Origin of the sequence: Burkholderia sp. MSMB1826 (assembly GCF_001526325.1) — a bacterium.
Lineage (GTDB): Bacteria > Pseudomonadota > Gammaproteobacteria > Burkholderiales > Burkholderiaceae > Burkholderia.
Window position 1 is genome coordinate 79,225 of the sequence record NZ_LOYN01000058.1, and the last position, 23,089, is coordinate 102,313.

22 protein-coding genes are annotated in these 23,089 nt (G+C 68.6%); 8 read left to right on the forward strand and 14 right to left on the reverse strand.

Annotated features, from left to right (window positions below):
• Positions 1-47: 47 nt before the first annotated feature.
• Together WS95_RS31275 and WS95_RS31280 are read right to left on the reverse strand one after the other, a co-directional pair.
• The gene (locus tag WS95_RS31275) at positions 48-1,346 is read right to left on the reverse strand and encodes an MFS transporter (protein WP_059828013.1); all 1,299 of its coding nucleotides are present in this window, start codon (positions 1,344-1,346) and stop codon (positions 48-50) included.
• Positions 1,347-1,430: 84 nt separating this feature from the next.
• Positions 1,431-2,204 carry a putative hydro-lyase gene (locus WS95_RS31280; protein WP_059828016.1) on the reverse strand — a complete coding sequence of 258 codons (774 nt, stop codon included), beginning with the start codon at positions 2,202-2,204 and terminating at the stop codon, positions 1,431-1,433.
• A gap of 206 nt (positions 2,205-2,410) precedes the next feature.
• On the opposite strand from WS95_RS31280, the gene WS95_RS31285 reads away from it, so the two are divergent.
• On the forward strand, positions 2,411-3,343 hold the full coding sequence (locus tag WS95_RS31285; protein WP_034205491.1) for a LysR family transcriptional regulator: 933 nt from the start codon (positions 2,411-2,413) through the stop codon (positions 3,341-3,343).
• A gap of 155 nt (positions 3,344-3,498) precedes the next feature.
• A complete protein-coding gene (locus WS95_RS31290; RefSeq protein WP_059828018.1) occupies positions 3,499-4,404 on the forward strand; it encodes a hypothetical protein in 906 nt (301 codons plus the stop codon).
• Positions 4,405-4,414: 10 nt separating this feature from the next.
• On the opposite strand, the gene WS95_RS31295 is transcribed toward WS95_RS31290, so the two are convergent.
• From WS95_RS31295 to WS95_RS31320, 6 genes are all read right to left on the reverse strand, one after another.
• The gene (locus tag WS95_RS31295; protein ID WP_034205493.1) at positions 4,415-4,741 is read right to left on the reverse strand and encodes an antibiotic biosynthesis monooxygenase family protein; all 327 of its coding nucleotides are present in this window, start codon (positions 4,739-4,741) and stop codon (positions 4,415-4,417) included.
• A gap of 65 nt (positions 4,742-4,806) precedes the next feature.
• Positions 4,807-5,790, reverse strand: coding sequence for a YkgJ family cysteine cluster protein (locus WS95_RS31300; RefSeq protein ID WP_059828020.1), 984 nt, complete (start codon positions 5,788-5,790; stop codon positions 4,807-4,809).
• Complete coding sequence (locus WS95_RS31305; RefSeq protein ID WP_059828021.1) at positions 5,784-6,596, reverse strand: MetQ/NlpA family lipoprotein; 813 nt, start codon at positions 6,594-6,596, stop codon at positions 5,784-5,786. The genes WS95_RS31300 and WS95_RS31305 overlap by 7 nt, the downstream gene beginning before the upstream one ends.
• The gene (locus tag WS95_RS31310; protein WP_059828023.1) at positions 6,593-7,642 is read right to left on the reverse strand and encodes a formylglycine-generating enzyme family protein; all 1,050 of its coding nucleotides are present in this window, start codon (positions 7,640-7,642) and stop codon (positions 6,593-6,595) included. The genes WS95_RS31305 and WS95_RS31310 overlap by 4 nt, the downstream gene beginning before the upstream one ends.
• A gap of 16 nt (positions 7,643-7,658) precedes the next feature.
• Positions 7,659-9,608, reverse strand: a complete 1,950-nt coding sequence (locus WS95_RS31315; protein WP_059828025.1) for an arylsulfatase — start codon at positions 9,606-9,608, stop codon at positions 7,659-7,661.
• Between the two features lie 137 nt (positions 9,609-9,745).
• Positions 9,746-10,465 (reverse strand): SDR family oxidoreductase, encoded by a 720-nt coding sequence (locus WS95_RS31320; protein WP_034205498.1) that lies wholly within the window; start codon positions 10,463-10,465, stop codon positions 9,746-9,748.
• An 88-nt stretch (positions 10,466-10,553) separates the two neighbouring features.
• Here WS95_RS31320 and WS95_RS31325 point away from each other — a divergent pair, with 88 nt between their 5' ends.
• Positions 10,554-10,787, forward strand: a complete 234-nt coding sequence (locus tag WS95_RS31325) for a hypothetical protein (RefSeq protein WP_156444619.1) — start codon at positions 10,554-10,556, stop codon at positions 10,785-10,787.
• Positions 10,788-10,803: 16 nt separating this feature from the next.
• Here the strand turns inward: WS95_RS31325 and WS95_RS31330 are convergent, their stop codons facing one another.
• Positions 10,804-11,778: a LysR substrate-binding domain-containing protein gene (locus tag WS95_RS31330; protein WP_059828029.1), complete on the reverse strand. Its 975-nt coding sequence runs from the start codon at positions 11,776-11,778 to the stop codon at positions 10,804-10,806.
• 127 nt (positions 11,779-11,905) lie between these two features.
• On the opposite strand from WS95_RS31330, the gene WS95_RS31335 reads away from it, so the two are divergent.
• On the forward strand, positions 11,906-12,925 hold the full coding sequence (locus tag WS95_RS31335; protein ID WP_059828030.1) for a zinc-dependent alcohol dehydrogenase family protein: 1,020 nt from the start codon (positions 11,906-11,908) through the stop codon (positions 12,923-12,925).
• A 100-nt stretch (positions 12,926-13,025) separates the two neighbouring features.
• Here the strand turns inward: WS95_RS31335 and WS95_RS31340 are convergent, their stop codons facing one another.
• The 3 genes from WS95_RS31340 to WS95_RS31350 all read right to left on the reverse strand — a co-directional run bounded on the left by WS95_RS31340 (position 13,026) and on the right by WS95_RS31350 (position 16,375).
• Positions 13,026-14,210 carry a porin gene (locus WS95_RS31340; RefSeq protein ID WP_059828032.1) on the reverse strand — a complete coding sequence of 395 codons (1,185 nt, stop codon included), beginning with the start codon at positions 14,208-14,210 and terminating at the stop codon, positions 13,026-13,028.
• Between the two features lie 145 nt (positions 14,211-14,355).
• The gene (locus WS95_RS31345) at positions 14,356-15,138 is read right to left on the reverse strand and encodes an ABC transporter substrate-binding protein (protein ID WP_034205502.1); all 783 of its coding nucleotides are present in this window, start codon (positions 15,136-15,138) and stop codon (positions 14,356-14,358) included.
• An 82-nt stretch (positions 15,139-15,220) separates the two neighbouring features.
• Positions 15,221-16,375, reverse strand: coding sequence for a M20 aminoacylase family protein (locus WS95_RS31350; RefSeq protein WP_373557176.1), 1,155 nt, complete (start codon positions 16,373-16,375; stop codon positions 15,221-15,223).
• A 163-nt stretch (positions 16,376-16,538) separates the two neighbouring features.
• Here WS95_RS31350 and WS95_RS31355 point away from each other — a divergent pair, with 163 nt between their 5' ends.
• The 4 genes from WS95_RS31355 (at position 16,539) to WS95_RS35435 (ending at position 20,116) form a co-directional block, all read left to right on the forward strand.
• Positions 16,539-17,489 (forward strand): LysR substrate-binding domain-containing protein, encoded by a 951-nt coding sequence (locus WS95_RS31355; protein WP_059828034.1) that lies wholly within the window; start codon positions 16,539-16,541, stop codon positions 17,487-17,489.
• A 198-nt stretch (positions 17,490-17,687) separates the two neighbouring features.
• The gene (locus WS95_RS31360; protein WP_011356207.1) at positions 17,688-17,978 is read left to right on the forward strand and encodes a co-chaperone GroES; all 291 of its coding nucleotides are present in this window, start codon (positions 17,688-17,690) and stop codon (positions 17,976-17,978) included.
• A 12-nt stretch (positions 17,979-17,990) separates the two neighbouring features.
• A complete protein-coding gene (gene groL, locus WS95_RS31365) occupies positions 17,991-19,631 on the forward strand; it encodes a chaperonin GroEL (protein ID WP_059828036.1) in 1,641 nt (546 codons plus the stop codon).
• A 128-nt stretch (positions 19,632-19,759) separates the two neighbouring features.
• Positions 19,760-20,116 carry a hypothetical protein gene (locus WS95_RS35435; RefSeq protein WP_179950245.1) on the forward strand — a complete coding sequence of 119 codons (357 nt, stop codon included), beginning with the start codon at positions 19,760-19,762 and terminating at the stop codon, positions 20,114-20,116.
• Here the strand turns inward: WS95_RS35435 and WS95_RS31370 are convergent.
• Positions 20,091-22,091, reverse strand: a complete 2,001-nt coding sequence (locus WS95_RS31370) for a family 2A encapsulin nanocompartment cargo protein cysteine desulfurase (RefSeq protein WP_059828039.1) — start codon at positions 22,089-22,091, stop codon at positions 20,091-20,093. The two genes, WS95_RS35435 and WS95_RS31370, sit on opposite strands and share 26 nt — an antisense overlap.
• Positions 22,066-22,998, reverse strand: coding sequence for a family 2A encapsulin nanocompartment shell protein (locus WS95_RS31375; RefSeq protein WP_034205507.1), 933 nt, complete (start codon positions 22,996-22,998; stop codon positions 22,066-22,068). Before WS95_RS31375 ends, WS95_RS31370 begins: the two co-directional genes overlap by 26 nt.
• Positions 22,999-23,089 lie beyond the last annotated feature (91 nt).

Genomic DNA, 23,089 nt, shown 5'->3' on the forward strand with positions numbered 1-23,089 from the left:
CGGTAAAAAGGGGAAAAGGGAGAAAGAGCGGCGCGGGCCGCTGCCGCTTACGCGGCGTCGAGTTCGCGGCCGCGGGTCTCGGGCAGCGTCAGCGCGGCGACGATCACCACGCCGTACGCGGCGACCGCGAAGATGCCGATGCTCGGGCCGAGCCCGTATTGCTTCGACAGCGCGCCGATCAGGAACGGGAACAGTGCGCCGATCGCACGGCCCACGTTGTAGCAGAAGCCCTGGCCGGACCCGCGCACGCGGGTCGGGAACAGCTCGGTGAGGAACGCGCCCATCCCCGAGAAAATGCCCGACGCGAAGAAGCCGAGCGGGAAGCCGAGCCACAGCATCGACGCATTGGTCAGGTTCAGCGACGTGTACGAGAACGCGATCACCATCGAGCCGACCGCGAACAGGATGAAGTTCGGCTTGCGGCCGAGGCGGTCGGTCAGGTACGCGCTCGTCAGGTAGCCGACCCACGAGCCGAGGATGATCATCGCGAGATAGCCGCCGGTGCCCATCACCGTGAGGTGCCGCTCGGTCTTCAGGAAGGTCGGCAGCCACGTCGTGATCGCGTAGTAACCGCCCTGCGCGCCGGTCGTCAGGAGCGCCGCGCGCAGCGTCGTCGCGATCAGCTTCGGCGCGAAGATCTCGGTGAGGCGCGGCGCGTCGGCCACTTTCGCCTGCGCGGCTTTCTCCTTCTCGTAGACGTCCGGCTCCTTCACGTAACGGCGGATCGCGACCACCAGCAGCGCGGGCGCGAGCCCGACGAGGAACAGCGCGCGCCACGCCTGCTCGGCCGGCAGCACCGAGAACAGCAGCGCATACAGCAGCGCGCACAGCCCCCAGCCGATCGCCCAGCCCGACTGCACGAGGCCGACCGCCCTGCCGCGGTCGCGCGCGCGAATCACCTCGCCGATCAGCACCGCGCCGGCCGTCCATTCGCCGCCGAAGCCGAAGCCCATCAGCGCGCGCGCCGCGACCAGTTGCGGGTAGTTCTGCGCGAGCCCGCACAGCGCGGTGAACACCGCGAACCACAGCACCGTGAGTTGCAGCGTGCGCACGCGGCCGATCCGGTCGGACAGGATGCCGGCGATCCAGCCGCCGAGCGCCGACGCGAGCAGCGTGATCGTGCCGATGAAGCCCGCGTCGGCGAGCGAGATGCCCCAGGTCGCGACGAGCGTCGGGATCACGAACGACAGCATCTGCGTGTCCATTCCGTCGAGCATGTAGCCGACCTTGCAGCTCCAGAACGCGCGGCGTTCGCGCGGCTGCGCATCCGCGTACCACGAGAACAGGCCGCTGCGCTCGCGGCTCGCGGGCTCGGCGGCGGGCGCCGCGAGGGTCTTGCTTTCCATGGTGGTGCTCCTGTCGTGATGCGCCGTCGAATGGCGTGTGGTGCGGTGGTCTCGGGTACGTCGCGTACGGGGCGTGCGGCCGGGTCAGAACACGGCCAGCGACGCGTTCGTGATGTCGGTCATCAGCATGTGGCCGGGCGTATGCGCGATCGCGATCGGCAGCTTCGCGTCCATCAGCGCGGTTTGCGGCGTCACGCCGCACGCCCAGAACACCGGCAGTTCGCCGTCGCGGATCGTCACCGCGTCGCCGAATTCGGGCGCGTTCAAATCCTCGATGCCCAGTTCCCGCGGATGGCCGATATGGATCGGCGCGCCATGCACGCCCGGGAACCGGCTCGTGATCTGCACCGCGCGGATCGCATCGGCGCCGCGCAGCGGCCGCATCGACACGACCAGCTGGCCGCCGAAGATGCCCGCGCGGCGGTTCGCGATCGACGTGCGGTACATCGGCACGTTGCGCCCTTCCTCGACGTGGCGCAGCCCGATCCCTTCGCGGGCGAGCATGTCCTCGAACGAAAACGAGCAGCCGATCGCAAATACGACGAAATCGTCGCGCCACAACGCTTCCAGCGATTCGACCTGCTCGGTCAGGCGGCCGTCGCGGTAGACGTTGTAGCTCGGCACGTCGGTGCGGATGTCGAGATCCTCGCCGAGCGCGTCGAGCCGGAACGCGCCCGGTTCGCCGACGCCCAGCAGCGGGCAGGCCTTCGGGTTCGCCTGGCAGAAGCGCAGGAAATCGTGCGCGTACGCGTCGGGCAGGATCGCCAGGTTCGCCTGGGCAAACGGGCCGCAATGGCCGGCGGTCGGGCCGCGGAACGCGCCGCGGCGCACGGACTGGCGGAATTCGGAAGGCGTCATGATGGTCGGTCGCGGAATCGGGATGACGGGGCGATGACGGTGGCGTGTCATCGGATACGGCGAAGAATAGAAAAGAAAAAAATTTGTCGCCAACGAGTTTTTTTGCGTCCGTTGTATAGAATTTCTTAACGGATCCGCGGGTTTTCCCCGGTCCCGTTCATTTTTCGTCGCCGGCAAGCTGCGCATCCACTGCTCGCCCGACCGCCATGAACACGCGTTTTCTCGAAACCTTCGTCACGCTCGCGAAGCTGCGCAACTTCCGCACGACCGCGGCCGCGCTGCATGCGACGCCGGCCGCGATCTCGCAGCGCCTGAAAGCGCTCGAGGACGAACTGCACACGGTACTCGTCGATCGCGACAGCCGTGCGTTCCGGCTCACGCCGAACGGCGAATACCTGCTCGGCTATGCGAAAGCCGTGGTCGAGGCGACGCAGGAACTGCAGGCCGCCGCGTCCGGCGAGCGCGCGCTGCGCGGCAAGCTGCGGCTCGGCGTGATCGAGACGGTCGTGCACAGCTGGCTGCCGCACTATATGCGGCGGCTCGCGGCCGACTATCCGCAGCTCGAGATCGATCTGACCGTCGACGTCAGCGTCGTGCTGCAACGCCGTCTGATGGCCGGCGAGCTCGACCTGATCATCCGCGTGGAAGGCAGCGACGAGGCGTCGGTCGTGTGCGACGCGCTCGCGAACTACCCGGTGCGCTGGATCGCGCGCGCGGGGCTGCTGCCGAACCTGCGCACGGGCCTCGCGCGGCAGGTGCTGCGCCAGCCGATCCTCACCTACGGGCGCGGCACCGCGCCCCATCGCGCGCTGGAAGACATCGTCCGCACGCTCGCGCATGCGCACGGCGTACCGCTGTCGGAGACGCGCATCACCGGCTCGCCGTCGATCTCGGTGATCGTGCAACTGGTGCGCGACGGCTTCGGCGTCGCCGCGATTCCGGTGCTGTTCGTCGATGCGCTGATCGCAAGCGGCGAAGTCGTCGAGCTGCCGCTGCAGCCGTCGCCGCCGTCGATCGTCGTGTCGATGTCGCGGCGGGCGGACGCGCCGCGGTTCGTGCACGGCGCGTCGATCGCCGCGCGCGCGGCGTGTCACGAGTATTGCGAGAAAAGCACGCGGTTGCTGGTCGAAGCGCTTTGACCGTGCAGCGATGGACGACGCGCGTTCGACATCGCCGCGCGAATCGCCCACAATCGCGTTCGACGCGCCGCCACGCCGGCGCCGCGCATCGCGAATGAAGGCCGGGCCGTCCGGCATTCGCCGCCTCGCATGACCGTGCACGACAGGAAGGCAACATGCAGATTCGCTCGGCTTCGCCCCGCCTGAACCTCGCGCGCGTCGTGATCGTCGCGCTGTATGCCGCGTCGCTGCTACTGCCCGTCGCGGCCGAACCGCCGAATGCAGCCGGCGCGGTGAGCTGGTGGCACGGCTACACGGTGCTCGCGCTCGGCGGGCTCGCGATCCTCGACCTGCAATTCGCGTGGCTCGGCAACCCGCTGCTCGTCGTCGCGCTGCTCAGGCCGAGCCGTACCGTGTCGGTGCTGCTGGCCGTGGTCGTGGTCTTTGCGGCCGGTTGGCATACGATTCCGACCGACGCGAACTACGAAACGATCCGCACGTTCGGGGCCGGGTACTACTTGTGGATGGCAGCGATGGCGGGCGCCGCCGCGTTGCCGTGGATCGACGGGCGCGCGCGGCAGGATGGCGGTGCGCCGAGCCTTGCGGCCGGTGCCGCGGGTGGAGGCGCGCCGACCGGCACAGGCGCAGGCCCAGGCGCGGGAACAAACGCAGCCGCCGGCAGCCCGGCCGGTGCGAAGGCCGCGCCGTCGTCGCCCCGACCGCACACCCGGCAAAGCGGCTGGACCGTGACCGCAACCGAGACACGCATCGCGTCGACCGACCAGACCGGCACGACGCGCGGCATCGCGCTGTCCGACCTCGGCGCGATCCTGATCGAAACCAGCGATCAGGGGCCGTTCGTGTCGGACGTCTGGTGGATCCTGTTCGATACGAACAAGCAGTTCGCGTGCGGCTTTCCGCAGGATGCCGAGGGCGCGAAGGCGGCCGTCGACCGGCTGCTCGACCTGCCCGGCATCGACCACCGCAAGGTCATCGACGCGCAGACGTCGATCCAGAACGCGACCTTCCCGATCTGGGAGCGCGCGACGGGCGCGCCGGGAAAAGCCGGGGCGGCCGCCTGACCGGCAACCCTTACGCGGATGGCCCCGCATGCGGCGGCGTCAGCTTGCCGTCGCCATACTCGCGAAGCACCTGCGAAATCACGACACGATAGCCGTCCAGCCAGCGCGCCTGCTTCGCCTTGGCTTCGAGATGCGCGGGATGCTGCATTAACTGCCGCAGCGCCGCCTCCGATTCCCAGTAGTAAACGTTCTGGATCAAGCCGGCTTGCGCGTTCTCCCACGTTTCCTCGCCGAGATAGCCGGGCGTCGCGCGCGCCATGTCGGCGATCTGCCGGTCGAGCCGGTGGAATTCGTCGTCGTACTGCCCGGCGCGAAAAATGAAAGTCGACGCGTACATGCCCGCTCGCTCTGTAACGATTGAAAGAGCGCCAAGTGTAAGGCACGCGCGGCGTGCCGCGATCGTCAGGTGGCGAGCGCAGCGGCGTCGACGCGATCGTCGAGCCACGCTTCGATGCGTGACGCATCGTCGCGCGCGGCGGCGGCGGATGCCGGCGTCGCCGCGAGCGCCCGTCGCGCCCGTTCCAGCGCCTGCGCGAAGCCGCGCAATTCTTGCGTCGCGGGCCGGTCGGCCGCATGTCGGCGCGCAAGCGCCGCTTCGATGTTGGCGCCGATCAACGCGAGCTGGGCGTCGATGAAGTCGACGCACAGCGCGCGGCAATGCGCGGAAACCTGAGCGACCGCCAGCAGGGCCGGCACGATCGACACGGTCAGGTAGCCACCAGGCGCCAGCCGCGACAGCGCATGACGCACGTCCTGCCCGCCATCGGTCAACGACGCGAACACGGCGTCGCGCCACACCGTGCGCTCGAACACGAGCGCAGCGCGATGCGCGTCGAGCGCCGCACGGTCCGCGACCTGTCCGGACGTCACCAGCGGAATCGAGAACACCGATTCATCGGCAGACCGCACGTGCCCCGCTTCGACGATGCAGTTCGCGCCCAGCCACACCGCTTCGCCGCGTCGCGCCGCGAGCACGCGGGCCTGCAACCGGTCGGGCAGCATCGGATCGAGCGGCACCGCGCGGCAGATCGACGGCTTGTTCGCATGCACGCCGCAGCGGCCGTCGTCGGCCAGCGCCGCGCAACGGCCCAGCGACGGATAGTCGTAGCCTTGCAGCGTCAGCGCGAGCCATTCGCCCTGCACGCGGCCGCGATGGAACAGCCAGTCCGCCAGCGCATCGGCCGCCGCGACGTCGTCCGCATCGAGCGCATGCTCGCGGCCGCCCGCTTGCCAGCGTTCGCCGATCCGCCGTTTCGGCACGCGGCGGATCGTCAAGGCGCCGACGAAGCGGTGCCGATGCCGGAACAGTTCGCGCAACGACAGCGTCGGCGCGCTGTTGCAGCAGCGTCCGCACGCGTTGCACGCGAGCAGGTAACCGGCTACCACGGCCGCCGCACCGAATCCTGGTAGCGCGTGAGGATGAAGTGCGCGACGTCGTCCGAGTGGTACGCGGCGACGAGCTGCGCGACCCACGGCTTCGCGCGATCGGCGTCGCGCACCGTGAGCACGTTCGCATACGGCGAGCGGGCGTCCTCGAGGCTGATGCTGTCGCGCGCGGGCTGCAGCCCGGCGCGGGCCGCGTCGTCGCTGTCGATCGCGACGAACGCGGCCGTGTCGAGCGCCGCGTAAAGCCGGTCGCGGCGCAGCGCGACGAATTTGAGCCCGAGCCGGTTGCTCGTCACGTCGCGCAGCGTCGCATGCAGGCCGGCCTTCTCGCGCAGCGTCACCAGCGTGTCGTTCTGCAGCAGCACGAGCGCGCGCGCCATCCCGCGCGGATCGGCCGGAAGCGCGACCGTCGCGCCGGGTTGCAATGCGTTCAGACTCGTCAGCTTGCGGGAATAGAACGCCATCGGCAACGTGACGGTCGGCGCGACTTCGGTCAATGCGTAGCGCTTGCGTGCGCGGGTCGCGGCGAGCTGTTGCGCATCCTCGAAGCTGGCTGCGTCGATTTGCCCGTCGGCCAGCGCCGTATCGATGCGCGATGCATCGTCGAATTCGACGACGTCGACGCGCAGCCCCCGCGCGGCGGCCACCCGCTTCACTTCGTCGAGAATCTGCGCATGCACGCCGCGCGTCACGCCGACGCGCACGGCCGGCCACGCGGCTTCGGCAGCCAGCGCCGCGCCCTGCTGCATCGCCGCGCACGCAATCAACATCCATGCAGACACGAAACGCCCGATGCCCGCCGTCATGACGCGTCCCTCAGGATCGTGCGAAAGCCGATATGCGACGCGCCGAGATCGGCTTCCTGCCGTTCGCGCGACGATGCGCGATAGCGCACGCAGTAATCGCGCGAGCACAGGAACGAGCCGCCCTTGATGACCATCGGCGTATCGTGCCGGCGCGTCGGCGGGGCGACGGCCGCCGTGTCGCCGTTCGTGTGGGATTGATGCGGGCCCGTGTACGCATCCTTCGTCCATTCCCATGCGTTGCCGATCATGTCGTAAAGACGAAAGCCGTTCGCCGCATAGCAGCCGACGGGGGCCAACCCCGCGTGGCCGTCCTCCGCCGAATCGAGCACCGGAAACGCACCCTGCCAGTAGTTCGCGGTCGGCTTGCCCTGCGCGTCGCGCGGCGCCGCATCGAGCGATGCGTCGTCGCGGCCGGCCTTGCCCGCGTATTCCCATTCGGCTTCGGTCGGCAAGTCGCGGCCGAGCCAGTGCGCATACGCGAGCGCATCGCGCTGCGTGACGAGCGTCACCGGCAGGTTGCCGAGCCCGTCCACGTCGCTGCCGGGCCCGCGCGGATGCCGCCACGACGCGCCCTTCACCCATGACCACCACGCGAGATCGCGCGCGTTCATCTCGTCGCGCGTCGGCACATGGAACACCGCCGCGCCGCCCTGCTGCTCGGCCTCGGTCACGTAACCGGTCGCCTGCACGAATGCCGCGAACTGCGCGATCGTCACGTCGGTCTGGTCGATCCAGAAGCCGCCGACGCGCGTACGGCCGTCGCCGACCGGACGCTCGTCCGCATAGCCGCGCGTGCTGCCGAACACGAACGCGCCGCCGCGCAGGTGCACCATGCCGGCCTTCGGATCGTCGCGCCACTTCGACGGCAAGCCCGAATAGCGTTCGCACTGACGCTCCGAACCGAGCGGCGCGAGCGCGCGGCCGCGATTCAGGTCGTCGAACGCGCCACCGGCCGACGCCGCCGGATTCGCATAGCCTGCCGCGAACGCGGCGGCGAACAGCGTGGCGGCCAGCGTCGCGCCGATCGTCCAGAAGCGGAACCGCATCGTGTCGCCCCCGCGCTCAGTAGTAGCCGCGCGGCCGCAGCGGCTCGACGCCGCCGACGTTGCTCATGTAGGCCTTCCACTGGTCGACGAGCGCGCCGATCACCGACGGGTTCTGCGCGGATACGTCGGTCGTCTCGCCGCGATCCGACGCGAGGTCGTACAGCTGCCAGTGACCGTCGAGCGGCCCGAGCGGCGGCTCGGTCCACAGCGCCTTCCAGCGGCCGTCGGCGCTGCGCAGGTAGGCGCGGCCATACGCTTCGTCGCCGAACGGCGCCGTGTGCACTTCGCCCGTCGCCGAGCCCGTGAGCACCGGCAGCAGCGACTGGCCCGTGACCGGATACACGTAGCGGTTGTTGTAGACGACCTTGCCCTTGTTCTGGTCGACGCCCGTCAGCGTGTTGACGAGCGGCGGCGCCGGCTGCGACGGCGGCGTGACGCCCGCGACCGCGAGGAACGTCGCCGTGTTGTCGGTCACGTGCGTGAACGCGCGCAGCGTCGGCAACGGCTGCGACTGGCCCGGCAGGTGCACGATCGTCGGCGTCGATACGCCGCCTTCGCCCGAATAGCCCTTCGTGAGCCGGAACGGCGCCGCGCTCACTTCGGCCCAGCGCAGCCCGTACTGCAGGCGCTGCGCATTCTGCTTGCCGTTGTCGGTGCCGAGCGCCGAATAGGTCGGCTCCTGCGCGTTCGCGGTATCGGTCGCGGTCGGGTCGGCGCCGGAATCGATCGGCCAGCCTTCCGCGCCGTTGTCCGACTGGAACATGACGAACGTGTTGTCGTATTCGCCGATGTCCTTCAGATGCTGGATCAGGCGTCCGATGTTGTAGTCGAGGTTCTCGACCATCCCCGCGTATATTTCCATGTAGCGCGCCTGCGCCCGGCGCTCGGCCGGCGACAGGCTCGACCACAGCTTGTCGACCTTGCCCGGGCCGTAGTCGACGTAGCCGTCCGCGGCCGAATGCACGGCGCTGACGTACTTCGCGCCGGCCTTGCCGTCGTTCGCGGTCGCAGGCGATGCGACCGTCGTCTCCGGCAGCCCGTCGAACGGTCTGAAGTCGGCGGGAATCAGGCCGAGCGCCTTCTGTCGGGCAATCCGCGCGTTGCGGATCGCATCGTAGCCGGCGTCGTACACGCCCGCGTACTTGTGCAGCCACGGATCGGGCACCTGCAGCGGCCAGTGCGGCGACGTGTAGGCCGCGTAGGCGAAGAACGGCTTGCCGTCCTGCTTGTTCGCATCGATGTACGAGATCAGTTTCTGCGTATAGAAATCGGTCGAATAGAACACGGCCGGGTTGCCGCCCGCGCCGCCCGGCTGCCCGGGCTGGCCAGGCTGCACGTAGCGGCCGTCTTCCGCGTAGTTCGACGAGCCGGCCGGCTCGTGCGCGAAGTGGTTCGTCGCCGCGCCGCCGAGCAGCACGTAGCTGCGCTCGAAGCCCCACTGGTCGGGTGTCTGCCCGCTACCCGTCGTACTCCCGACGATCCCCGAGCCGATGTGCCATTTGCCCGCGATATACGTGTGATAGCCGGCGTCCTTCAGCAGTTGCGCGAACGACAGCGCGCGGTCGTTCAGGTAGCCCTCGTAGCCGGGCAGCCCGCGCCGTTCGTCGGTCGGCACGCCCATCGTGCCTTCGCCGACGAGATGGTGATCGGTGCCGGACACCAGCATCGCGCGCGTGATCGCGCAGACGGTACCCGTGTGGTGGTTCGACAGGATGCGGCCGGACGCGACGAGCGCGTCGAGGTTCGGCGTGTCGATTTCGCCGCCGAACGCATGGATGTCGGAATAGCCGAGATCGTCGGCCATGATGTACAGGATGTTCGGGCGCTTGGCCGACGGCGTCGCGCTGGCCTGCGGCGGCGGATCGCCGTCGACGCCGCCGCACGACGCGAGCGACACCGCGCCGGCAATCGCGGCGCAGACGACACGGAAACGAAAAGCATGCAACGGCGACGCGGACTTTTTCATTGTTGCGGAACGCTCGATCTACGGGATCGGCGATCTTAGCGTCGCGCACGCGGCGCCCAAAGTCGGATTCGTCACATGCTAACGGGATGCGGGAATATGCGATGCGCGCCGTCCGCCACGCACCGCGCCGCCGTGCGTCAGCTGCGCCCGCCGAGGCTGCCGCCGCCGTCCACGGCCAGCACCTGCCCCGTGACGAAACCGGCTTCGTCCGACAGGAAAAACGCGATCGCGGCCGCGACGTCGTCGGCCGTGCCGAGCCGGCGCGCCGGAATCGTCGCGAGCACCTTGCGCTCGGCTTCGCTGCCGACCGGCCGCGTCTGGCGGAACAGTTCGGTCTCGATCGGGCCGGGCGCCACCGCGTTGACGGTCACGCCGTGTTCGGCGAGCTCGAGCGCCCACGTGCGCGTGCAGCCGACGAGCGCACTTTTCGCGGCCGAATATGCGGTGCGATCGAGACTGCCGAAGATCGCGCGGCTGCAGATGTTGACGATGCGCCCATGACCGCGCGCCTTCATCGCGTCGGCGAAATGCTGCGTGACCTGGATCGCGGCCCGCACGTTCAGATCGAACACGGCCTGCAGCGAGCCGAAGTCGATCTGCCCGAGCGGCTGCGGCAACGCGATGCCTGCGTTGTTCACGATACCGTCGATATCGGCCGACGCACCGATACGCGCGAGCGTCGCGGCCGTCTGCTCGATATCGGCGAGATCGCATGCATGCAGTTCCCCGGGGAAATCGATGCCCTGCGCGTGCCGCGCGACGCCGATGACGCGATGGCCGCGCCGTGCGAGCATCGTGCTGACCGCGAAGCCGATGCCGCGCGACGCGCCGGTGACGAGATAGGTGCGAGATGACATGATTCGTGCCTCGTACGAAAGAATCGATGACGGCGCGATGCGTACGCTGCCGCGCGTCGCATGCACGTTGCGCACGATTGTGCGTCAGGTGAGAAAAACGCGTACGGTCGCCGTCATCCGCTTCGCTCGCGTGGCCCGCCTCGTCGCCATCGGCCGCGCACGTCGCGACGCGATCCGCGATGCGAGCACGCCGCCTGCCGGCAATGCGAGCGCGAGCGCGACGAGCAGCGGCGCGAGCACCCCGACGGGAATCGGCCGCTGCGAGGCGATGAGCGCGACGGCGAGGGCCGAACTTGCCGAGCGTCCGGCTCAGGTACGTTGACGCGCCATGTGCCGCGTCAACCGACCATGCGCGACGGGCGCGGCTCGCGCTCGCGGCGATGCGGCTCTCCCTGTCCGTCTGCGTCATCCGACGCCAGCAGCCGCGGGATCTCGTCGACCAGCGCGTCGACGACGACGCGCACCTTCGACGGCACGTGCCGCGACTTCGGCCGCACCGCGAACACCTCCGCGCCCGACACGCTGTTGCTGTCCATCACCAGTGCGAGCCGGCCGTCGCGCAGGTACGGCGCCATCAGCCAGCACGGCAGCCATGCGAGGCCCGCGCCGGCGGCGGCGGCCTCGGCGATCGCCTGCAGGTCGTCGAACCGCAGGCGCCCGGCCACGCGGTGGTCGTGCACCTGGCCGTCCGCGCCGATGATCCGCCACGGCACCGGCTGCCCGCCGCGCGAGTACGCGATGCCGACGTGCGACACGAGATCGTCGAGCCCCGACGGCCGGCCATGCCGGTCGAGATACGCGGGCGATGCGCAGATGCCCATGCGCTGCACGCCCAGCCGCCGGCCGACGAGCGCACTCGTATCGGCCAGCTCGCCGATGCGCACCGCGATGTCGAAACCGTCGTCGATCAGGTCGGCCACGCGGTCGCTGAACGACACGTCGATTTCGAGCCGCGGATGACGCTCGACGAGACGCCGCATGACCGGGGCCACGCATTGGCGCCCGAACAGCACGGGCACGCTGATGCGCAGCCGTCCGGACGGCTCGCGCCGGCCCGCGTCGAGCGCGGCCTCCGTTTCGCCGAGTTCGGCCAGCAGCCGTCGGCATTGCTCGTAATAGACGTTCCCTTCGTCGGTCAGGTTGAGCTGGCGGGTCGTGCGCTGCAGCAGCCGCACGCCGAGACGGTGCTCGAGCCGCGCGACGACCTTCGCGACCGCCGAACGCGTGACGCCGACGCGCAGCGCCGCCGCCGCGAAGCTGCCCGACTCCACGACCTCGACGAATTCCGCGACGCCTCTCAGCCGCTCGTCCATGTGATTCCGCTCCGGTTCGTTCGCAGGTTTGTGTCCCATATGGAAACAGTACGTGGCCAAACTCTCGCCAATGCGTCCCCATACGCAACACTATGATAGTCCCGTCCCCTCGAACCAGGAGTCGAACATGCATGCATGGCAACTGAAACCGGGCGACGGCGTCGCCGGGCTCCGCCGCATCGACGCGGGCCGCCCGCCGGTCGGGCCGACCGACGTCGTCGTGAAGATCCATTCGGCCGGGCTGAACTATCGCGACCTGATGTTCGCGCGCGGCGATTATCTCGGCATCGGCGACGCGCCGCTGATTCCCGTGGCCGACGGCGCGGGCGAAGTCGTCGAAACCGGCCGCGACGTCACGCGCTTCAAGCCCGGCGATCGCGTGATCAACACGTATTTCCCGCGCTGGATCGACGGGCCGCCCACGCCGGCGAAAGTCTCCGGCTCGCCCGGCGCGCAATTCGACGGCGTGCTGGCCGAACACTTCGTGTCCGACGAAACCGCGCTGGTCGCGATTCCCACGCATCTCGACTACGACGAGGCGGCGACGCTGTCGTGCGCGGGCGTGACCGCATGGAATGCGCTGTTCGCCGACGGCGGCGCAGGCCCCGGCTCGACCGTCGTGCTGCTCGGCACCGGCGGCGTATCGATCGTCGCGCTGCAGCTCGCGCATGCGGCGGGGCTGCGGACGATCGTCACGTCGTCGAGCGACGCGAAGCTCGAACGCGCGCGTGCACTCGGTGCGGATGCAACGATCAACTATCGCGCGACGCCCGAATGGCAGCATGAAGTGCTGCGGCTCACCGACGGCGCGGGTGCGGATCTCGTCGTCGAGGTCGGCGGACGCGACACGCTGCCGCGCTCGGTCGCCGCGACGAAGCTGGGCGGCATCGTGTCGGTGATCGGCGGCCTCAGCAGCTTCGGCGGCCCCGAACTCGGACTGCTGTCGCTGATCGGCGGCATCCGGCGGCTTCACGGGATCATGGTCGGCAGCCGCGCGATGCTCGACGACGTCGTTCGTCTCGTCGACGCGAAGCGGATCCGGCCCGTCGTCGATCGCGTGTTCGGCTTCGACGAAGCGCCGGAAGCTTATGCGTACCTGCAGTCGGGCCAGCATTTCGGCAAGGTCGTGATTCGCGTCGCGGCGTGACGGGGGAAAGCGGCGCGATGCGCAATCGCGCACGCACGTCGGCGGCGACGGGCGACGAGTCGTCCGCCGTCCGTAGCCGCCGCCGCTTGAGCGCACTCCGTCAGAACCGGTGACGAATCCCCGCATGCACCATCAGTTGCTTCGACGTCGACGACAGGTCCGCTGCGCCGGGGATGAGCGCCCGATCGAGCGACGAACCCGTCGCGTCGCCCGCAACCCGCTGATACGCGCCCATCAGGTACACGTCCGTCCGCTTCGACAGGTTGTAGTCGGCCATCAGCCCGATCGAATGGATCTTCGGCTTCGCGCTGCCCGTCGTCGCGTCGTAGCGCACCGTCGTGTACACGTACTGCGCGCCGACGAAGCACGCCGGCGTGAACTGATATTTGCCGTTCAGCTCGAAGTTCTGGTACTTGATCGCCGTCACCGTGCCGCCGGCGAGCGGCCCCGTCACGGGCGCGATCGTCTCGTCGCCGAACAGGTAGCCGACGTTCGCGGTCGGACGCGTGACGTTGCTGTTCGTGTACGCGAAGCCGACCGTCGCGAGCCCGGCCGTGTAGTTGATCCCCACCCCGAAGATTCGCAGCCGCGCCGACGCAAAGTTCGCATCGGCGCCGACCGAACCCGCACCCGCGATCGCGCCGCCGGACGTCGCGCCGGGATCGTTCGCGTTCAGGAACGCCGCGCCGACCAGCAGCCCGCCGTGCTCGTACTGCGCGCCGATGCTCCACACCCGGTTGTTCGCGAAGCCCGTGTCGTTGCTGAAGCTGTAGGTGCCGCCGAACGAGAAGCCCGAGAAATCCGGGCTCGCGTACTTGACCGTATTGTCGACGCGGAACGTGTTGCCCGTGTTGTCGTTATCGAGCGGATGCGAGAACGGATAGACGCCCCAGCTCCCGTTCGCGGTCGTCGGCGCGAGATAGTCGACCACCGAATCGTATTGCCGGCCGAGCGTCAGCGTGCCGTAGCGCGTGCTGCCGAGCCCGACGTAAGCCTGCCGCCCGAACATGCGCCCGCCCTGCGCGAGCGTGCCGGCGTTCACGTTGAAGCCGCTCTCGATCTGGAACAGCGCGCTGTAGCCGCCGCCGAGATCCTCGGCGCCCTTCAGCCCCCAGCGGCTGCCCTGCGCGAAGCCGCTCGCCATCTGCCACGCACCGTGGCCGCCGACGTCGTTCGTATAGTCGATACCCGCGTCGACCAGACCGTAGAGCGTGACGCTGCCCTGCGCGAATGCAGGCGCTGCGCACAGCGCCGGAATCGCGACGAAAAAAATTCTCCAGTTCATTCGTTGTCCTTATCCGTTTTCCGGGCCTGCACGTGAATGCCCGCGCAATTCGCAGGCCGTGCAGGCGGTCATTCCCCGCATCCGGCGCGCGGTCGATCGCGCGCCGTCTCCTCACGTGCGGCGCGCCGACAGCACGCCACGCGGCTCACTTCGCGCCGTAGATGTCGAAATCGAAATACTTCCGGTTGATCCGCCGATACGTGCCGTTCGCGAGAATCGTCGCGAGCGCGCGATTGAACGCGTCGCGCAAGTCGGTGTCCTGCTTGCGCAGACCGAGCCCATCGCCCTGCCCGAAGTACTTCGTGTCGTCGATCGCTTCACCGGCGAATGCAAAGTCCTTGCCCTGCGGCTTCTTCAGGAATCCGTCGCTGGCCGCGATCGACGCCTGGAACGCCGCGTCGAGCCGCCCCGTCACGAGATCCGCGTAGACCTGGTCCTGGTTCGGGTAGGACACGATCTGCACGCCGGCCCGCTGCCAGTTCGCGATCGCATAGTCGGCCTGCGCGGAGCCCTGCTCGACACCGATCCGCTTGCCCTTCAGCGATTCGGCCGTCGGCAGCAGCGGCGAACCCTTGCGCGCGATCAGCCGCGCAGGCGCGTTCGAGATCCGGTTCGTGAACGCGATCTGCTGCATCCGCTTCGGCGTGATCGTCATCGACGACGCGATCACGTCGAACTTGCGCGCGAGCAGTCCCGGGATCATTCCGTCGAAGCTCGACTCGACCCACACGCAGCGCGCCTTCAGTTCCGCGCACAGCGCATTCGTGATGTCGATCCCGAACCCGGTCAGCGTGCCGTCCGGCAGCTTGTACTCGAGCGGCGGGTAGGTTGGATCGACCGCGAGCCGGATCTCCTTGCCCGCCCAATCGCCCGCATGTGCGGCCCCTGCCGCCAGCGCCATCGAGAGCGCCGCCATCCACTGCTTCATTGCCGTCTCCTTGTGTAGATCGTGAATCGAATTCGTCCGGCGCATCGGGCACCGGCTCGCCGCGTACGCCACATGCGCCGCGTCACGCGAGATATCGCTCCGCCAGCGCGACCCAATAGCTCGCGCCCGTCGCGAGACATGCATCGTTGAAGTCGTAGCCGGGGTGGTGCAGCCCGCATCCGGTCGCGCCATCGCCGTTGCCGTCGCCGTTGCCGATCGACAGGTAGCTGCCCGGGCACGCGTTCAGCATGAACGCGAAGTCCTCGCTCGCCGCGATCGGCCGCAGCTGAGGAATCAGCGCGCCGTCGCCGCCCCATTCACGCGCGACGTCGCGGGCGAACGCCGTTTCCGCCGCGTGATTGACGAGCACCGGATAGGTGTGCCGGTAGTCGATCTCGGCCGTCGCGCCATAACTCGCGGCCTGCCCGTGCACGATCTCGCGGATGCGCCGCTCGAGCAGCGCGCGCACGTCCGGCGACAGCGCGCGCACGCTCAGTTCGAGCTCCGCGTGCGGCGGAATCACGTTCGACGCGGCGCCCGCATGGATCGCGCCCGCCGTGACGATCGCCAGCTCCTGCGGATTCACGTTGCGCGACACGATCGTCTGCAGCGCCATCACGATCGACGCGCAAACCACCACCGGATCGACCGTCGTGTGCGGCGCGGCGCCGTGCCCGCCACGGCCCGCCACGCGCACGCGCACCTCGTCGGCCGACGCCATCGCCGGGCCGTCGCAGAAGCCGAGCACGCCGGCCGGCAACCCCGGCACGTTGTGCATCGCGAACACCGCGTCGCACGGGAACCGCGTGAACAGCCCGTCGTCGAGCATGCGCTTCGCGCCGCCGAGCCCTTCCTCCGCCGGCTGAAAGATCAGGTTCAGCGTGCCCGTGAAACGCGCGCGCGCCGCGATGCAGCACGCGGCGGCGAGCAGCATCGCCGTATGGCCGTCGTGGCCGCACGCGTGCATCACGCCGTCGTGCCGGCTCGCATGCGGCAGCCCGGTCGTCTCGCGGATCGGCAACGCGTCCATGTCCGCGCGCAACCCGAGCCGCTTCCCGGCGCCGCGCGCCAGCGTGCCGACCACGCCGGTGCCGCCGAGGCCGCGCTCCACCCGATAACCCCATGTTGTCAGGCGCTCGGCGACGAGATCGGCGGTCACGCGCTCCTCGAAGCCGAGCTCGGGATGCGCGTGCAGCCGGCGGCGCAGCGCGATCATCTCGGCTTCGATGGCTGCCATTTCGGGAAAAATTCGTGTTTTGCCCAACCCCGATACTCCTTCGCTACGTTCCGGTTGCCGATCGCCGGAGGGCGGATCGTGACGGGATCGTATGCAGCGAAAATCCGGCCGAACAGCCGCGGTTTCGTTATGATGACAACCTTTCGTTGTCGGGTATCGCACCATGAAGCTGCATCAGTTGCAGGCGCTCGTCGCGAGCGCGGAGGCCGGCAGCATCCGGGGCGCGGCGCGCATGCTCGGGCTGTCGCAGGCGGCCGTCACGCGTGCGTTGCGCGAGCTGGAGGCAAGCGAGCGCCTGCCGCTGCTCGTGCGCGCGCCGGAGGGCATCGGTTTTACCGAATACGGGAAAACCCTGCTCACGCACGCGAAGCTCGTGCTGAAGCAACTGGAGCACGCGCAGAGCGATCTCGAACGGCTGCGCGGGCGCGTCGAGGGGCGGCTGAGCGTCGGCGTCACGCCATGGCTCACCATGACGTTCCTCGCGGAAACGGTGCTGCGTTTTCGAGAACGGATGCCCGACGTGCGTCTCGAACTCTACGAAGCGTTGATCGCCGTCGCGCAGCCGCTGCTGCGCGACGGCACCATGGATTTCGCGCTCGGGCACGTGCAGCCGGGCAGCGCGCAGGAATTCGCGTTCGAGCCGATGCTGCGTTACGAGACCTCGGTGATGGTGCGCGCCGGCCACCCGCGCGAACGCGCGCGATCGATCCACGATCTGCTCGACAACGATTGGGTGCTGAATTTCGCGGCGGACGGCCAGGCGGCGCTCGTCGACTACCTGTTCACGCGCCACGGCGCGCAGATCGACGAGCGGCGCATCGTGCGCGCGCAATCGGTCGCGATGCTGCAGACGATGCTCGAGCAGGCCGACATGTGCACGTGGTGCCCGACGATTCTCGCCGCCGTGCCGCCGTTCGGCGAGCGGATGCGCGCGCTGTCGCTGAAGGAGACCTTCGAGCCGCGCGAGCTCGGCATCGTCACGCGCCGCAGCAGCACGCTGAGCGACGCCGCGCGCTGCTTCATCGACTGCCTGCTGCAGGTCGTCCGGCGTCACGCGCGCTCCGCGCGCAAGGACGATCTCGCGCTGTTCAAGACGGTGTCGCTGCTGATCTGACGCGCCCGCGTCGCGCGTTGCGCGTTGCGTCCGGCGACGGTCTCCATGCCGCAGAGCCGGACCCGTTCCCAAAGCGCATTCGCGCAAATGCTTTTCCGAATCCGTTATTGGATCGCGCCGGCGCGCATTTCTATACTCGTCAGCACTCTCTGTTAAAGAGTGCCAGCCCATTTCGACAGAACAGCACAGGACGAAAATATGAGCCTACGCCCCTTGCACGATCGCGTGATCGTGAAGCGACTCGATCAGGAAACCACCACCGCATCGGGCATCGTGATTCCCGACAGCGCGGCCGAAAAGCCCGACCAGGGCGAAGTGATCGCCGTCGGCCCCGGCCGCAAGGACGCGGACGGCCAGCGCATCGTGCCCGACCTGCAGGTCGGCGAGCGCGTGCTGTTCGGCAAGTACGCGGGGCAAGCCGTCAAGGTGGACGGCAACGAGTTTCTCGTGCTGCGCGAGGAAGACATCGTCGCGGTCGTCAATCAATAACGGAGCACAATCATGGCAGCGAAGGAAATCATTTTCAGCGACGTCGCACGTGCGAAGCTGACCGAAGGCGTCAACATTCTCGCGAACGCGGTGAAGGTCACGCTCGGGCCGAAAGGCCGCAACGTCGTGCTCGAACGCAGCTTCGGCGCGCCCGTCGTCACGAAGGACGGCGTGTCGGTCGCGAAGGAAATCGAACTTGCGGACAAGCTGCAGAACATCGGCGCGCAACTCGTGAAGGAAGTCGCGTCGCGCACCAGCGACGCGGCCGGCGACGGCACGACGACGGCCACCGTGCTCGCGCAGGCGATCGTCCGCGAAGGCCAGAAATACGTCGCGGCCGGGCTCAATCCGCTCGACCTGAAGCGCGGCATCGACAAGGCCGTCGCATCGGCCGTCGACGAATTGAAGAAGATCAGCAAGCCGACCACCACCAGCAAGGAAATCGCGCAGGTGGCGACGATTTCCGCGAACGGCGAGGAGTCGATCGGCCAGCGCATTGCCGAAGCGATCGACCGCGTCGGCAAGGAAGGCGTGATCACCGTCGAGGACGGCAAGTCGCTCGCCGACGAGCTCGACGTCGTCGAGGGGCTGCAATTCGACCGCGGTTACCTGTCGCCGTATTTCATCAACAATCCGGACAAGCAGATCGCCGAGATCGAAAACCCGTACATCCTCCTGCACGACAAGAAGATCTCGAACATCCGCGACCTGCTGCCGGTGCTCGAACAGGTCGCCAAGTCGGGCCGGCCGCTGCTGATCATCGCGGAAGACGTCGAAGGCGAAGCGCTCGCGACGCTCGTCGTGAACAACATCCGCGGCATCCTGAAGACGGTCGCGGTCAAGGCGCCGGGCTTCGGCGATCGCCGCAAGGCGCTGCTCGAGGACATCGCGATTCTCACCGGCGGCCAGGTGATCGCCGAGGAAACCGGCTTGACGCTCGAGAAAGCCACGCTCGCCGAACTGGGCCAGGCGAAGCGCATCGAGGTCGGCAAGGAAAACACCACCGTGATCGACGGCGCGGGCGATGCGAAGAACATCGAAGCACGCGTGAAGCAGATCCGCGTGCAAATCGACGAGGCGACGTCCGACTACGACCGCGAGAAGCTGCAGGAACGCGTCGCGAAGCTCGCGGGCGGCGTGGCGGTGATCAAGGTCGGCGGCGCGACCGAAATCGAGGTGAAGGAGAAGAAGGATCGCGTCGACGACGCGCTGCACGCGACGCGCGCGGCTGTGGAAGAAGGCATCGTGCCGGGCGGCGGCGTCGCGCTGATCCGCGTGCGGCAGGCGATCCGCGAGCTGAAGGGCGCGAACGCCGATCAGGACGCGGGCATCAAGATCGTGCTGCGCGCGCTGGAAGAACCGCTGCGCCAGATCGTCACGAATGCGGGCGAGGAAGCGAGCGTCGTCGTCGCGAAGGTCGCCGAAGGCACGGGCAACTTCGGGTACAACGCGCAGACGGGCGAGTACGGCGACCTCGTCGAATCGGGCGTGCTCGATCCGACCAAGGTCACGCGCACCGCGCTGCAGAACGCGGCGTCGGTGGCCGGACTGCTGCTGACGACCGATGCGACCGTGTTCGAAGCGCCGAAGGATGCGGCGCCGGCTGCCGCACCGGGTGGCCCGGGCGCGGGCGGGCCGGGATTCGATTTCTGACGACGCGGCAGCGTGCGCGCCGGTTCGCCGGCGTGCGCGTCCTGGCTGGATCCTGCGACGCGTGGCGACAGAGGTCGTTGCGCGTTGTTCGCTGACGCGTGGCCGGCCCGACCGGCTCGCTGCCTTTCATGCAGGTGCTGCACGGGCAGACCGTCGCCACCGTCGACGGATGTGCCGCAAGCGACGCCCGTGCGCGCAGCGCCTTCGCGCAGGATGTCGCGCTGCTCGGGCGCACCGGCATTCATCCTGTCGTTATCGAAGCATTCCGACCGCGTCCGCCACGCAATCGTTCCGCGTCGTGCACGCCGCCACGGCCTCACCGCGCAACGCACGGGCACCGTCACGCAGGCGATGCCGTCCTAAATCCGTCGCCACGTTTCCGACCGGTTGCCATGAAAACGCTTGCGGCGGCCCGCGAAGGCCGCCGCAAGCGGGTCAACATCGACATCGATGCCAACGTCAGCGTCGCGCCGCCAGTCTCCTGACGACGCTCACCAGCGCATCGACTTCATCGCACGTGTTGTAGAACGCGAGCGACGGCCGTACCGTGGCCTCGAGCCCGAAGCGCCGCAGAATCGGTTGCGCGCAGTGATGCCCCGAGCGCACGGCGATTCCCTCGTCGTTCAGCGCCTGCCCGACTTCCTCGGTTTCATAGCCCTTCAGCACGAACGACAGCACACTTGCCTTGTCGCGCGCGGTGCCGACGAGCCGCACGCCCGGCACCGGCGCCAGCACGCTCGTTGCGTACGCAAGCAAATCGTGCTCGTAGCGAGCGATGTTCTCGATGCCGACGCGGCTCACGTAGTCGAGCGCCGCGCCGAGCCCCACCGCGTCCGCGATGTTGCCGGTGCCGGCTTCGAAGCGGTTCGGCGGCGGCTGGAACACCGTGCGCTCGAACGTCACGTCCGCGATCATGTTGCCGCCTCCCTGCCACGGCGGCATGTCGTCGAGGATCGCACGCTTGCCGTACACGACGCCGATCCCGGTCGGCCCGTAGATCTTGTGCCCGGAGAACACGAAGAAATCCGCGTCGAGCGCCTGCACGTCCACACGCATGTGCGAAATCGACTGCGCGCCGTCGACCAGCGCCTTCGCACCGGCGCGATGCGCGAGCTCGACGATCTCCTTCACCGGCACGACCGTGCCGAGCGCGTTCGACACCTGCGTGACGGACACGATCTTCGTGCGATCGTTGAGCAGCTTCCGATATTCGTCGAGCAATACCTGCCCCGAATCGTCGACCGGAATCACGCGCAGCGTCGCGCCCTTCTGCGCGGCAAGCTGCTGCCACGGCACGATGTTCGCGTGATGTTCGAGATGCGACACGACGATCTCGTCGCCTTCGCCGACGTTCTGCACGCCCCACGTCTTCGCGATCAGATTGATCGCCTCGGTCGTGCCCCGCACGAACACGATCTCGTCGGGCGACGATGCGCCGATGAAGCGCTGCACCGTTTCCCGTGCATGCTCGTACGCATCCGTCGCGCGGCCGGCCAGTGCATGCGCCGCGCGATGAATGTTCGAGTTCTCGTGTGCGTAGAAGTACGCGAGGCGGTCGATCACGGCCTGCGGCTTGTGCGTCGTCGCAGCGTTGTCGAACCAGACGAGTTGCTTGCCGTTCACGCGCTCCTGCAGGATCGGGAAATCGCGGCGGATCGCGTTCACGTCGAATGGCGGACGGGCCCCGCGATGCAGCTGGCCTTGCGGCGCGGCTGCCTGCGCATCGTCGATGAAGTAGCGCGGCACGTCGGTGCCCGACGCATGCGACACCGGCGCGTCGCGCTGCACGGCGAGCAGCGCGCGCAGCGCGTCGTCGCCAGGCAACCCGAATGCTTCCGGCGACGCCGGCCCGCTCGACGGCACGACGATGTCCTGCGGCGTCGCCTGCCAGCCCTGCAGCGAACCGTCGGTGAAGTAGTACGGCGACGCCTTCGCCGCGCCTTCCGGTGCGGCGGCGCTCACTTGCGGTACGCCGAGCGCCGCCCCGCCGACCCGCGGTTCGAGCGCGGGCGCGATCGACACGACGTTGTCGGGCAACCCGTTCTGCGCGGCCGCATGCGGCGCGAGCGCCGGTGCGCGGTTGCCGAGCGACAACACGTGCGTCGGCGCAGATGGCGCGAGATTCGCGCCGGGCGCCTTGCCCTGCGGCAGCGCGAGCCCCGGCACACCGGTGCCCGCCCCGCCCGGGCCTGCGAGCGGCGAACCGCCCGGCACCGGGTTGCTGACGGACGCGAGGATCGGCGCCGCCGCCGGCAATGCCGACGGTACGCCGCCGACCGCGCCGCTGCCCGCCGACAGCCCGGGCGCGGTGGCCTGCCCGGGCGGCGTCGCGAAGAACTCGGACGCGAGGCGCGCGAGCGTCGCCGGGTCGGGCAGCCCGGCCGGCAGCGGCGCATGCGGCAACCCGTGCGCATCGCCGCCGGCCAGACCGGGATTAACGGTAGGTGTCGGGATAGTCATGGTACTTGGCGATTTCGACGTCATCGAGGACAGCCAGCGCATCCGGCGAATGGACCGCGAGCGAGCAATACAGCGAGATCAGGTACGACGCGATCGCCTGATTGTTGATCCCCATGAAGCGCACCGACAGGCCCGGCCCCTGCTCGCCCGCGACGCCCGGCTGATACAGGCCGACGACGCCCTGGCGCTTGTCGCCGACACGCAGCAGCAGGATCTTGGTCTTGCCGTCCGCGACCGGCACCTTGTCCGACGGAATCAGCGGAATACCGCGCCACGTGAGGAACTGCGAGCCGAACAGGCTGACCGTCGGCGGCGGCACGCCGCGCCGCGTGCATTCGCGGCCGAACGCGGCGATCGCGAGCGGGTGCGTGAGGAAGAAGGCCGGCTCCTTCCACACCTTCGTCAGCAGCTCGTCGAGATCGTCCGGCGTCGGCGCGCCCGTCAGCGGGAAGATCCGCTGTTCGTCGGTCACGTTCGCGAGCAGCCCGTAGTCGGGATTGTTGATCAGCTGGCTTTCCTGCAGCTCCTTGATCGTCTCGATCGTCAGGCGCAGCTGCTCCTTGATCTGGTCGTGAGGACTACTGTAAAGATCGGAAATCCGCGTATGCACGTCGAGCACCGTGCTCACCGCGTTCAGGAAGTATTCGCGCGGCTGCTCCTCGTACGGCACGAAGGTCTGCGGCAACACGCTTTCGTCCTCGAGCTGCGTGCACGCGGCGCGCACGGCTTCCGGGTTCTTCACCTGGTTCAGGCGGTAGATGCCGGCCTCGACCGGCACCCATTGCAGCAGATGGGTCAGCCAGCGCGGCGTGATCGTGGAAAGCTGAGGGACGGTCTTGGTAGCGTTCGCTAGTTGGCGGGCGGCGTGATCGCTCAGCGCGGCCGTGCCGCTTGCAACGGTCGACATGTGTGGCTCCGGGTTCTTAAGATGAAAAACAGGATTGCTTATGACGCTCGGTGATTATCGGAAACCCGCCCCTGCCGGCTCAACATGCTAT